This window comes from Paraburkholderia caledonica NBRC 102488 (genome assembly GCF_000685095.1).
Classification (GTDB): domain Bacteria; phylum Pseudomonadota; class Gammaproteobacteria; order Burkholderiales; family Burkholderiaceae; genus Paraburkholderia; species Paraburkholderia caledonica.
In genome coordinates, this window is sequence record NZ_BAYE01000038.1 from 1 (window position 1) to 12,704 (window position 12,704).

General features: G+C 59.8%; 9 protein-coding genes and 2 pseudogenes. 1 reads left to right on the plus strand and 10 read right to left on the minus strand.

The features are described 5' to 3' along the window. Positions 1-37: 37 nt before the first annotated feature. Together BCA01S_RS32830 and BCA01S_RS32835 are read right to left on the minus strand one after the other, a co-directional pair. Positions 38-991 (minus strand): alpha/beta hydrolase family protein, encoded by a 954-nt coding sequence (locus BCA01S_RS32830; protein ID WP_027780496.1) that lies wholly within the window; start codon positions 989-991, stop codon positions 38-40. Positions 992-1,564: 573 nt separating this feature from the next. Then, a complete protein-coding gene (locus BCA01S_RS32835; RefSeq protein ID WP_027780497.1) occupies positions 1,565-1,837 on the minus strand; it encodes a hypothetical protein in 273 nt (90 codons plus the stop codon). A 104-nt stretch (positions 1,838-1,941) separates the two neighbouring features. Here BCA01S_RS32835 and BCA01S_RS32840 point away from each other — a divergent pair, with 104 nt between their 5' ends. Further along, positions 1,942-2,640 (plus strand): IS6 family transposase, encoded by a 699-nt coding sequence (locus tag BCA01S_RS32840; RefSeq protein ID WP_027780498.1) that lies wholly within the window; start codon positions 1,942-1,944, stop codon positions 2,638-2,640. A 565-nt stretch (positions 2,641-3,205) separates the two neighbouring features. On the opposite strand, the gene BCA01S_RS36725 is transcribed toward BCA01S_RS32840, so the two are convergent. The 8 genes and pseudogenes from BCA01S_RS36725 to BCA01S_RS32880 form a co-directional block, all read right to left on the minus strand. Beyond that, positions 3,206-4,030 carry an AAA family ATPase gene (locus BCA01S_RS36725; protein WP_062860197.1) on the minus strand — a complete coding sequence of 275 codons (825 nt, stop codon included), beginning with the start codon at positions 4,028-4,030 and terminating at the stop codon, positions 3,206-3,208. 281 nt (positions 4,031-4,311) lie between these two features. Then, positions 4,312-5,163: an IS21-like element helper ATPase IstB gene (gene istB, locus BCA01S_RS32850; protein WP_027780499.1), complete on the minus strand. Its 852-nt coding sequence runs from the start codon at positions 5,161-5,163 to the stop codon at positions 4,312-4,314. Further along, positions 5,160-6,676: pseudogene (gene istA / locus BCA01S_RS36125) on the minus strand (IS21 family transposase). Before istA ends, istB begins: the two are co-directional and overlap by 4 nt. 199 nt (positions 6,677-6,875) lie before the next feature. After that, positions 6,876-7,082, minus strand: a pseudogene (locus BCA01S_RS32860) (ATP-binding protein); the annotation flags it as partial. A 376-nt stretch (positions 7,083-7,458) separates the two neighbouring features. Next, entirely contained in the window at positions 7,459-9,105 is a 1,647-nt protein-coding gene (locus BCA01S_RS36130; RefSeq protein ID WP_341807764.1) for a TnsB C-terminal domain-containing protein, read from the minus strand. Further along, on the minus strand, positions 9,102-9,737 hold the full coding sequence (locus BCA01S_RS32870) for a hypothetical protein (protein ID WP_027780501.1): 636 nt from the start codon (positions 9,735-9,737) through the stop codon (positions 9,102-9,104). Before BCA01S_RS32870 ends, BCA01S_RS36130 begins: the two co-directional genes overlap by 4 nt. A 483-nt stretch (positions 9,738-10,220) precedes the next feature. Beyond that, complete coding sequence (locus tag BCA01S_RS32875; protein ID WP_027780502.1) at positions 10,221-11,339, minus strand: enoyl-CoA hydratase/isomerase family protein; 1,119 nt, start codon at positions 11,337-11,339, stop codon at positions 10,221-10,223. Between the two features lie 388 nt (positions 11,340-11,727). Further along, positions 11,728-12,630 (minus strand): SMP-30/gluconolactonase/LRE family protein, encoded by a 903-nt coding sequence (locus BCA01S_RS32880; protein ID WP_042320311.1) that lies wholly within the window; start codon positions 12,628-12,630, stop codon positions 11,728-11,730. Positions 12,631-12,704 lie beyond the last annotated feature (74 nt).

Here is a 12,704-nt window from a genome sequence, read left to right on the forward strand (position 1 = left end):
CAGTCAGTCACCCTGTCCGGCCCTTCTGATAAAGCGATCACCGAAGATTCGCTTTGAAGAACTGGAGCGTCATTTGGTCGAAGTGGGCATGGAAGGCGGACCTGTCAAACCCGGTGGCATCGACACACACTTCAGGCGCGATCTGCTTCAATTGGATGGAGCACGGGGCGAGAAAAGCGAAGTGTCCTGCTTGCGGGACAAAATGGAACTCTGGCCGTTTGGGAAGTGCATCGGCAAGCGCCGGGATGGTCCCGGGCAGCACTCCGTCGCCTCCAAATTGCGAGGCCCAGAGCTGAATGGGCGCTGTCACATTTTCAAGCTCGCGTGCTCGCGGAAACTCGTTAAGTGGATCTGCCAGCACATAGGCTTTAATGCGGTCGTCGCGCACTAGGGTCATGGGCGTCCGTTCAAGCTTGATCTCATGACAGATCGGAAGGTTCGGGTCCGTGCAGGGCACGTTTGCATTGGCGAAGTCAGGGCTGCCGCCGGCTAAGACAAGCCCGGTATAGCCGCCGCGCGAAAAGCCGAAGAACCCTATCCTGGTAGCGTCGATTTTCGCCGCGTCTGGAGCATCGTCGAGCATAAAATCGACGAGGCGTTTGATGTCCGTAGGCCGCTCAACGAACTCGGATATTTCGGCTGCACGGCTCATGTCAGAGAACGTATCGCCTGGATGGTTAATCGCCGCCACAACGAAGCCAGCATCCGCCAGGAACTCGGCAAGGTCGTGATGCCCCAGGTACGATCCGCCGTGCCCGTGAGAGACAACGACGAGAGGTAACATGTGCCCAGCGGTAGGACAGTCTCGACGCCCTCGCAAGACGTACGGACCGACCGTCAAATCCTCTGCCGAATCGGTGCAGGGTGTCCACACAATGGCCTTCAGGGCTGGGGCCGAGCCATCGCCGGGAATAGTCAGAAATTTGATTCCTGCGGCATGCGAGAGCGCCACGAACGAACAGAGGACCACAACCGCAAGAAGCGTCCGCATATGTCTTCCGCCTGATAGGGAGGTTGCGATAACGACTCTGCTTCGAGCGCGGCCAGGCATGGAGGCCCCGAGACAGACGGTTGCCACTATAGATTGTCGGTGGACTTCTGGCATCGCCGTCGACCGACAGCTTGGCGCGGAACAGCGTCCGACGCCGGCGGCCGCACCACGCCACACTGACACGTCCCTTGGCACCGACTGAAGGAACGGCAATTTCAATCATTGTCGACGCCGCAGCGAGCATTCTGCATGTGACAGGCTAGCGCTTGATGATCTTAGCTGGCTTTTTAGGCCACCAGCATAGGCAACCGTCGCAATCGAGAGACTGCCGATCTAGGCGCGCTATTCGTGAAGCTATCCCATCGGCTTCGCACTGTCAGATTGTCACCAATCTAGCCACCGGTGTCGAACGGCCGGTTATGGCCGAGCCCGGAAGACCAAGCTCCACGGGTGCATCAGCGGCCTCGGCCCACGCCGAACTTCCGTATCCGACCCGAGGGGACGTCGGCGCCGCTCCAAGGCGGCCGTTCGCAAACGAATGCACAACGGGGTTAGGCGCCCTAAAAACGGCCGTCAATAGCGACTCATGTTGAGTTCAACCGCATTCAGCGAGGAGTCTTTGCAAAATAAAGCAAAGATATTGCTAACGAGTTTGCGTGGAAACACTTCGCTCTTCATCATGTCTTTTAACGAGACCTCATTGAACTCTCGCTCGCCGCTAAAGCCAGTCGCAACGAAGGAAGTGACCGGTTGATCGCAGTAAATCTGTACGATTCCTTGAAACCCGCCGTCTTTGCCATCCTCGAAGAGTCCCAGAACCATCACTTCAGGCTTCTGAGTGCTCATGTTGATTTTTTCAACTCGAATCGGATAAGCGGTCCAATCAGGGTTCTGTCGCAGTAAGGCGGTCCGCTATGATGTACGGAACGACATGAACGACTGAACCCTTGATGAAGACGCTAAATCCGGCCGTGGCCCGAGTGCTCAAACGCCTGCATTATCCGCTCGAGGTGATACTGACTTGCGTGCGCTGGTACGTGGCCTATCCGCTGAGCCTGCGGCACCTCGAAGAAATGATGGCTGAGCGTGACGTTTCGGTCGATCATTCGACTGTGCATCGCTGGGCCCTCAAGCTGTTGCCCGCGCTGGAGAAAGCGTTTCGCCGCCACAAACGCGCCGTCGGTAAGAGCTGGCGCGTCGATGAGACCTACATTAAGGTCAAAGGCCAATGGAAATACCTGTATCGCGCCGTCGACAAGGCCGGCAACACCATCGATTTTCTGTTGCGTGCCCATCGGGACAAGGCTGCGGCGCGACAGTATTTCGAAAAATCGATTGCTCAGAATGGCGAACCCGAGACGGTGACGATCGACAAAAGTGGCGCCAATCTGGCTGCACTGGAATCCATCAACGTCGAGCGCGAAACGCCCATTAAGATCCGCCAGACGAAGTACTTGAACAACATCATCGAGCAGGATCACCGCGCGATCAAGCGGCGCACCCGACCCATGCTCGGGTTCAAGAATTTCAGGTGCGCCCGCATCCTGCTCGGTGGCATCGAGGTGGCGCACATGATTGCCAAGGGGCAGATGAAAGACAACGGTGCCCGACAAACTCCTGCCGGGCAATTCTATTCGTTGGCGGTATAAGTAGTCCTCTATATCAGAATTTCCTCGCCTTGGAATTGTTATCGCGACAGAACCTTGCGCACAGCGATACGGCGATCCCACCAGTCTCGCGTTGAGGATGTAGGGTGTTTCCCGCCCGCAACGATGGCATTGCGTCTCGAGCTTTCGTTGGTGAGCGGGACAACGGTTTTCGCTGAACATCTGGTACGTCACGCTGTGATGACCGAGTAATACGCATTGCCTGCAATACCGGAAAACCGGGTGATGCCTTCCCCTCCGGCCGGCATCAAGGAGTGAAGCGCGCAATACCTTGCCAGGCAATAGCAGCGTGCGCCTCAGATGCTTCACATCGACGGCATCGCGCATTGGCTCAACGCCTTCGTACGGGTCGATGTCAGCGCCCATCAGCCGCACCAGCGCGTGCCCAGGAAGTCCGTTCGCACGCGCGAACTTCCACAGGATCGATACGATCGACTCGCCCGGCAACAGCCACCGCGCATCGAATATGAAGCCCAGTGCCGGGGTCAGCCGTCGTTCATCGAGGCTGAGTATCGGGAAGCGCGGGACAATCAGCGCGGGCGCCTCTTTACGCGTGGACAAGCACGCGACCGGTTGCATGGCGCGACTGAACATAGCCGGAGTGCCGCACAGCGTGGGCCCATAACGAGGCGTCCGGACAATACCCCGGAGCATCCCTGAGTTCGCTATCCTTGAGCACGATCTCGACGGCCCGCGCGAACGATTCCATCGGGATTTCGAGACGGCCAGGCAGGGTCGCCTTGTGATGCGCGACCTCGAAAGCATCCCACATTACGGCCGCATCGCTGACAAGTCGATAACCAGCCTCGAACGACTGTGGCAGGTAATACCTCGTGAAGCTCCATTGCGTGCCCTCGGGATAAGCTGTCTGGTCGTACCCGTTCAGACACGTGGCAACATCTTCGGCGTTGCGGATACCATGGAAAGCGAGTTCTTCGACCATCACGCGCGCGACGATCTGCGTCTTCCCGGCGATCTGCAGCGCGCTCTTCTGAGCGAGCAACTCCTGCTGACCAACGAGGAACGTGAACAGCTTGATCTGCTGGCGGTCGAGTGCATCGTGAACATCCCTCAGCCACTCATATTCGTTTTCGTTGTAGCGCTGAGCCTCATCGCAAAAGAGCAGAACCGTCCCGCTGCCAGCGCGCGCAGCCGCTTCCCGGATCCGCAACGACAGTCGCATGCGTTTCGCGCGGTTGGTGCCCGCGTTCGGATCATGATCGCCAACAGCTTCCAGCAGGTTTGAAAAGAACGGCCCTTCTGCGTGCCGCGGCTTGTGCTCGCACCGCGCGTGATAGCTCGTCACTTTGGGATATTCCCTGGTGTGGCGCGACAATCCGGATGAGAGACGCGCGACAATCAAGTTGAGAATGGCGGCAGAAACGATGATGCCGATGTTGATTGACGCTGGCAAGCGTTTATTGATTGACGCGCGGCGTTGATTGACGCGGGCGTGTGGGTGTCGCGCGACAATCAAGCTGAAGCGCCAGTCAATGAGGATTGCTGTGTAATGGTGACGCCGCAGTTATTCTGGCTGCGCGACAATCAGGATGAGAATGTGGTGGCGTGGAAGGTGTTGCCGGGTTGATTGACGCCGGCTAGCTTTGCCTGCGAGCCGCGCGTCAATCAGGATGAGAACAGCGGATCATTCGGTCATTCGGTGAGGTCGATGCCGTGTTGACCCTCCTGTGTCGGTGGCACCCCAACGTTCTTTGGTGTCGCTCTACTGGCCGGGCGCCCTGGCCCCTGCTGCTTGCGCTGCAAGGCAGTACGGCGACGGTAGCTTTCGACGTTCAGCTCAAGGATGGTCGAGTGGTGGACCAGCCGGTCGACGGCGGCCACCGTCATGGCCCGGTCGGGGAAAACCTTGTCCCATTCGCCAAACGGCTGGTTGGCCGTTATGCAAAGGGAACGGCGCTCATACCTGGCGCTGATGAGTTCGAACAGCACCGACGTCTCTGCCTGATCTTTGCTGACATAGGCGAAATCGTCCAGGATGACCAGGTCGAAGCGATCCAGCCGGTTGATGGCGGACTCCAGCGCGAGCTCGCGGCGCGCGACCTGCAACCGTTGCACGAGGTCGGTAGTGCGACCGAAGAAGACCTTCCAGCCCTTCTCCAGCAGGCTTAGTCCGATCGCTGACGACAAGTGCGATTTGCCCCCTCCGCTCGGCCCTAGAAGAATCAGGTTGGTGCCGTTACGCAACCAGCCGTCGCCCGCGCAAAGCGCCGAGACGTGCGCGCGCGACACCATTGGCACCGCGTCGAAATCGAAGTTCTCCAGTGTCTTGCCCGGTAGCAGCTTCGCGTCCCTGAGGTGACGTTCGACTCGGCGTCGATCGCGCTCGGCGATCTCGTGTTCGACCAGCGCCATCAGCAGGCGCGCTGCCGGCCAGCCTTCCGTGTCGGAGCGCTCGGCAAAGCTGGACCAGATATGCTTGATGGCGGGCAGCCGCAAATCGTTGAGCAGCAGCGACAGGCGGGTGGCGTCGATGTCGAGACTCATGCCGTCACCTCCGTTGCCATATCGTCAAGCAGGGCTTCATAGTCGCTCAGCGGCGCGAGCTGGACGTTCACCTCCGGCATGCTGTTCCTGCGCTTCGCTTCCAAACGCAAACACAGTGCGTCCAGGTCGGGTAACTGTTCATCGTCCAGGCACTGCTGCAGCTCCTGGGCCAGTTGCGCTTCGCAGTTGTGCTCGTGGGCCAAGCTGAGCAGTTCAACCATGGTCCTGCATGCCTGGCGCTGCGGCAGTTGCTCAAGCAGGCGTTCGAAGGTCAGTCGATACGCCTCGCGCGGAAAGATTTGATCGCGGTAGACCAGATTGAGCAGCGCCATGGGCTTTCGGCGCAGCGCGTGAATGACGTGCCGGTAATTGATGACGTGGCCGTGCTTGCCATTGGGACCCGCGCGGCCGCGCTGCAGTGTCATCAGGGCCGTGCCGCCCAAAAACAGTTCCAGCCGGTCGTCGTACAGCCGTACGCGCAGATGATGGCCGATCAACCGTGACGGGACGGTATAGAACACCTTGCGCAGGACGAAGCCGCAGGTGGTCGTGACGTACACGCGCGTTTCCTCGTAGTCGCACGTACGCTGGACCGGAAGCGGCTGAAGCAGTGCCCGCTCGAGTTCAATGCGTTTGCCATTACGCGCGTTGATTCGACCGACGATCTCGTCGATGAAGCGGCGATAAGAACCGAGATTGTCGAAGTCGTGACTGCCGCGCAGAAGCAACGCATCACGCACTGCGCTCTTGAGGTGGCCATGAGGGCTCTCGATGGAGCCGTTCTCGTGGGCAACGCCACGGTTGTTGCGTGTGGGCTGCATGCCGTAGTGGGCGCAGAGCGCATCGTAACGCGTGGTCAGATCCTTGCACGCGTCGGCATCGAGATTGCGGAACGCCGCCGACAGGCTGTCGCTGCGGTGCTCGCGCGGCGCGCCCCCGAGTGCCCAGATGGCGTTCTGCAGCCCTTCAGCCAGCGCGACATAGCTCTCGCCGCCGAGAATGACGTGAGCGTGCTCAAAGCCCGAGCAGGCTAGCCGGAAGTGATAAAGGCGGTGGTCAAGCGTGACACCCGCCACGGTGATGCCCAAGCTGTCCATCTCGGTGAAGTCGGACAACCCGAGACGACCGGTTCGTGTACCTGACGGAACATAACGTCATGCTCCTCGCCATGGAGTGCGCGCCAGTCGCGAATACGGCGCTCCAATGTGCGGCGTACGTTGCCCGGAAGTTCGGGATGGCGCCGAAGCATCTCGTCCAGTACGGCTATCGGCCGGATGCCGGGAGCGGACTGGAGCAGCGGCACGATCTCGGTGTCAAAGATGGCCGCCAGGGGATCGGGACGCCGACGCGCACGTGGCGCCTTCTTCTGCGATGGCAGTCGCCGGTCCTGATCGACGCGATAACCCGTGGCGGTGCTGAGCCCGGCGCGCGCAGCCGCTTGAGCTGGTCCTTCCTTGAGTCTGTACTTCATGTAGAGCCTCATCTGATGGTCGTTGATGTGTCGGCCGGGCAACTCAGCCTCCCTTCGCTACATGGAAGAGCTGTTCATACCCGATTTACTGCGACCACCGACAAGGCACCCCGGCAGCGGGGCGGACTCCTCGGCGCGGCGTTGCGGCAGCGGTTCCGGGCTACGCCCTCCACCGCTGCCGCAACACCAGTACTCTCATCCTGATTGACGCGCTGCTCTCATCTTGTTTGACGCGCGGCACCCTGGCAAGCAGCAGGCGCACGTATTCTATCGAACGCGTCTTGCCGATCCTCGGAGCACCGTAAATGAGCGCGCCCGTCACACGGTAGCGAAGACAGCTCACTACGAGTTCGAAGAATGATTCGATAGCCGGTGTGGCAATGCGGTAGTTTCCGGTGACGAGCGGGTGCAGCGACGGATCGACTGGGCGCGAGACCTGGAGTGACATGCCTCCCTCCTGTGAGTACCACCTGTCAGAACCACCTGTTAGAAGACCTGCCCCGTCCCGATACCAAGCGTGCGCGGACGAACCAGCTCGACAGGTGCTGTATCGGCGACCACGTCGGTCCCCTCCGCTGCTTTCGCTGGCGGCGTCTCTGGAAATGCGTCTGGTGCTCCCGGGCCTGGCGGTGTTCTGGCCGTTCGTGCGTTTGTGAGAAGGCGCAGCGTCCGCGCTGCATCTGAGGCCGCCCTACGAGACCTGCTTGCTGCCGCGACCTTGGTCCGTACGTAGGCGTCAATCGGATTTTCAGCCGGCACGTGGCCCGAGCCCCTGCTGCTTCTAGCCTTCAGTATTTCCCTGCGCAAGGTCAGGTTGTGCGGCATCACACGCCACGCACCTCGCGCATCAAGGACACCGACCTCGCTGCCATCAGCGAGGAACGCACGTACGCAGGCAGATCGTCAGCATTGATGTAGACGCGGAGCGATTGGCCAATCAGCTGGGCGCTGCTGGCAAGGACCACGTTGGTATAGCGCACGCCGAACAGGTTAATGTGAGGACGGACACCGAGCGCAAGATAGCCGCGCACCCGGCAGTGCCGCGCCGATTGCATTAGGCATAACGTACGTCGGCGCACCTCGGGCAACCAGGCCAGCAGTTGCCCCCTTCCACGAACAAAGAACTCCATCGCTTCGAGCGGCGTCGCGCCATTCAGCCCGCCGTGGGGCGTGCCGTGATAGCTTGCAACCGAATAAGTGATCAATTCGTCGAGCTCATCGAGCGACACATACAGGCGGAGATTACCTTTCGGGTCGGCCACCGCGCGGCGCAGGTCACGAGGATGGGAGCCCGTGTAGCCTGGGAGGCGTGAGGACAGCCTGCTGGCGATTGTGCCAAAGAAGCGCTCGACATACGTGCGCTCGTCCGGACTGTGCTTCGGTCCTGCACTGACGACGCAGCCAACGAACTCGCAGAGTGCAGCCAGTGTTTCACCAGCGAGGTTCGCCTTCGCATTGTCGAGTCGGATGCACTCCCAGCTGACGTAGGCAAGTTCGGGTAGGCGCTGTGACGCGAAACCATCCTGCGGCTTGCAGGCAAGTCCGGGGATGGTGAAGGCGTGCACTGGCCGGGGTTCGAGCGCGTTCTCGATCGTTTTGATCACATCGTAACGACTGTATTCGCGGGTCAGTGCCAGGTGATGACCGAGCACCACGCGCGTGCATACGTCGATGATCACTAGCAGCCACACCCGCTCGATTTCAAACTCGTGCTCGAATCCGAGCGGATCACGAATGACAACCTTCAGCCGCACATCAAGCCGGTGACCATCCAATTCGACGACCTGATACGGCCGCGTCGCCGCGAGAGCGGGTACATCGTCCACACGGGGTAGTCCCTTCAGGTGCGAGGCACCGGCAGCACTCGCTACCATGTTAAAGCCGCGCAAAGGCTCTGCCTTCACCCGCGACGACAGCGACCGTATCGCGCGCCCCGCGGTATTGAACGGATAATCGGCGACCGTCAAGCCCAGTTGCCGGCACTCCTGCAAAAATCTTTCGTGCAAGGCCCGCAAACCGTGCAGCCGGATCCGGATGCCGTCGTTCGAAGGTATTTGCTTGAGGGTCACGCGGCGCTGTCTGATCTGCAGCACGAGCCACGCAGCGAGTCGCGGATACCGCTCGAACAGCAGCGAAAGCGCACCGACAGCACCGCCCCTTTCGCTATGCAAGGTAACGGGCAGCAGGCGAGTATATTCCGTCACGCGGGCATGAACGACAAGCGCACGAAAGCCGTATATCCGCCCGTCGGCATGCAGCGAGAGCGCCCTGTCGAGAAGCCGGTAGAGCTGTCTGCGGTTGACTCCAGTTGCGGCCTCAATACTGCCGACAGGCTCATCTTTGGCATAACGCTCAATGGCGTCGATATGCCTCTGGACGCGACTGCGCCCGGCGGCGTCGAGTTCTGTCCAGGCGATTGTCGGCCACGAGGCGAGATCCAGCGTCTGAAATTCGGGTCTGCGGCGGCTCATGATGTGGCCTGTATCGCAACGAAGCGCGTCAGAAACGTCAGGCTTTCAGTGTGTAACTCCAGCGCCTGGATGCGACCGCGATGCAGCAGTTCGAAAACGGCCGCCCGGACGAGTGATGGATCGCCCGTGGAGAATTCCCGCTCTATGGTCATCAGCGATTGGGGCGACGCGACAAACCGCTCGATCTCGCCGAGCATCGAAGGCTTGACGAGGCCCCGAGCGGCTACAAGTACGGGCAGCACGCGCTGCCAGTTACCGGTCCAGACACGCGCAGCTGCCCTTTCGGTTGCATCAATGTGCCGCACGACGAAGGTTTCCGGGTCGAGGTCAAGACGACTCCGCGGGCGGTCCGTCTCCGGTGTTACTTCCGATAGTACTACCAGGCATTCATGGTCATTAAACTTTGCCCAGAAATCGACGACGCAGCGTTGCCCGTCGACTGCCATGAAGCCAGGCCGTTCACCCAATGTCTTTGCCGCAGGATCCGCTTCGAGCATCAGCCATGCTTCGAAAGCGCTCCGCCTGTATAGGGTCAGACGTCGCCCCAGTTTCGGACTGAAGACGTCATAACGGTGCGCGCCGCGAGGACGCGGCAGTGTGAGTGGCTCGAAGCTTCGCAAAACGTCCACCATGTGTACCACCTGCCGGAGGATTTCATGGTCTAGGACGAACGTGAGTTGACAATTTTAATTCGCGCCAACGCGGAGTGACGACTTTACTTCGCCAGTTAACGAAGCAATGTTGTCAATTCAATTGCTAAACCGTCGCCCCCGCGAGCACAGTCCAGTGACAACTTTCCTTCGTTTTACGCCCGGGTTCGCGGACCCAGATGCCCGAATGGCACTTATCGGGGCAGCCAGTTTCTGAAATTCACAACATGATGTCGCCGCACCTCTGTTGCATGCCGCCGGCGGCATCACTGGCTTGCCCCGGCACATTGAGGTAGGAAGTACGGCGGCTTGACTAGCACTGAGCACCGAGCCCTGCGCCTGCCGCGTTCGGTACGCGCAGGGGGAAGGACCGCGCGATGCAAGCGCACAGGAACCGGCCCCTCCAGAAAAACTGGAGACTCCGTCCGTCTCGGGTTCACAAAATGCGTTTGTCCGCATCGATGTTCATAATGTGCCAAGGTCTGCCAGAGGGTGCAGACCGCCCCGCCACGGCGACGTCAGGAAATGCTGGACAAGTCCACCGTCCACTTCGGCAAGCGTAGCCGGATTCCAGCGGGGCTGCTTGTCTTTGTCGACCATTAGAGCGCGGACACCTTCAAGAAAATCGCCTTCACTTATTGTTCGAAACACAACTCCCAGTTCCATCCGAAAACATTCGGCAAGCGTCAATCCGCGCCCCCGGAGAAGCGCCCGACACGTTACTTCAAGCATGCATGGGGAGTGACCTGTAAGTGCAGCAAGCGTCTCTGTCGACCAGTCCGTCAACGTGTCCTTCCGCAAGCTATCGACGATAGACTGGATCCCGCCCGTCGTGCCGAAGTGTTGTCTGATCTGCGCGCGGTGTACCTCAAGCGGCGAATCCGCCGCTACAGCGGTGGGTGCCGCAAACGCGCGGCGCAGTGACTCGATCGCGCTCTCAGACGGACCCCAGCTCAGTGCCTCAAGTCGTGACATGAAGTCGCGAAGCCAAGCCGATGGCACACAAATGTCTGCGAGCTCGTAAGCGACGGCGTCCGCGCCAGAGAGCGTTGTACCGGTGAGACCAGCGTAGAGCTCGACATCTAGCGGCATCTTACCCATAAAATATGTCGCCCCGACGTCGGGCAGCATCCCGATGCGCGTTTCAGGCATCGCCATTCGGGTCCGTTCGGTAACGACACGGAGTGCCGCGCCTTGGGCGAGTCCCATGCCGCCTCCCATCACGATTCCGTCCATGAACGCAATCACCGGCTTCTCAAAATGATGGATCGCGTAGTCCAGGCGGTATTCATCAATGAAAAACTGAAGCCACGTCGATTCGGTCACAGCTTCGCTCGGAACGGAATCGTAGATCGCGCGGACGTCGCCCCCCGCGCAAAAGGCCTTTTCACCGGCACCGCGGAGAACGATGGCTGCTACAGCGTCTTCTTTGCGGCAAAATTCGAATACCTGCGTCAGTCGCACAATCATTTCATGCGAAAGCGCGTTCAGCGCTCGCGGCCGGTTGAGAGTGACGATACCTACTCGATTGACTATCTCGAAGCCGACCTCCGGCTCCTGTTGAATATCGCTTTTTTTACTCACTCGGTTCTCCAGACTTCGTTGCACATGGCAACCACCATCGCAAACTGCTCGCGACAAATGGTCAGTTCGGAAGGTCGGCGATGCGTCCACGATTGCGGCCGCCGGTTTGCGGAAACCGCAAGAGCCCTCGGCTACGGAATCATTGGTCCAGGGGCGCTTGAATCGGACTGGGTCTGTGGCCCAAGAAATAGCACCGCCATCAATGGTTCGAAGTGCCCACGCCCTTTTTCTTCTGCACTGCTCGTGCTGGCAGGCCGAACCGCCCCGCGGGTTCGTGATTCAGAAACGATAGACACGCCTCAGGTGCCGACCTGTCAAGAACGTACCGCTGCCCTATGACATATGGAATGATGGTCAGGCTATGAACACCATCCCACGGCAGGTGGTTTTACCCGGCGAAGCGCGGCTCCGGGAGACCCCTTACGCCAAGCCCGGTAATGGCGAAGAGTCCACCTTTCTCGCGCTCCTTTTGCGGAATGCCCCACATCGGCCGTCCCATCGACGTGACATACAGGGTGTCAAGATCGGGACCGCCAAACATGACGCTCGTCAGATTACGCACCGGCACCGGCACTATTCGATCGAGCGTTCCATCCGGCGCGTAACGCAGGATACGGCCACCGAACACGAGCGCCGACCAGATAAAGCCTTCAGAGTCGACCGTTGCACCGTCGAAAGTGCCGGCCATATCGCGCGCTGAAGCAAAGACGCGCCGGTTCGACACCGCGCCCGTCTCGATGTCGTAGTCGTACGCATACATCTGCCTGTCGTAAGTATCGGTGAAATAGAGTGTCCGGTTATCCGGACTCCAGCACGGTCCGTTTGAGCAGCTAATGCCGCCATCGAGTCGCGTGACTTTGCCATTTGTGTCGAGCCGATAAAGGGCGCCGCTTCGCGTGGAACGTTGACCGCGGTCAGCCTCATAGCGATCGAAGTCGTACGCCATCGTTCCCGCAATGAAACGGCCTTTCCGATCGACCTTTCCGTCGTTAAAGCGCGTCTCGGGATCATCACTTTCCGGGTCAGCGATGAGTTGGACAGTTTGCTTCTCGAAATCGTAGAAGTTCAGGCCGTTCGCGAGCGCAACCACTGCGCCTCCCTGCTCACGCAGCGCCATCGAGCCGATATGGTGCGGCACGAAAAATCGCTCGACTTCGCTGCCATCTGCCCGACAGCGGTAGATCTCCGCCGCCGTACTATCAATCCAGTACAGCCGCTCTTCCCTCACGTCCCAAAGTGGGCCCTCGCCGAGATGATTATTGGCATCGACCAGTAAGCGAGTTTCAATCATCATTGTCTCCGTGTGTCGTTCATCAACGGTTATGCATTCCTGCGGTACTTCATCCAGAGCCAGGGGCAACGTGT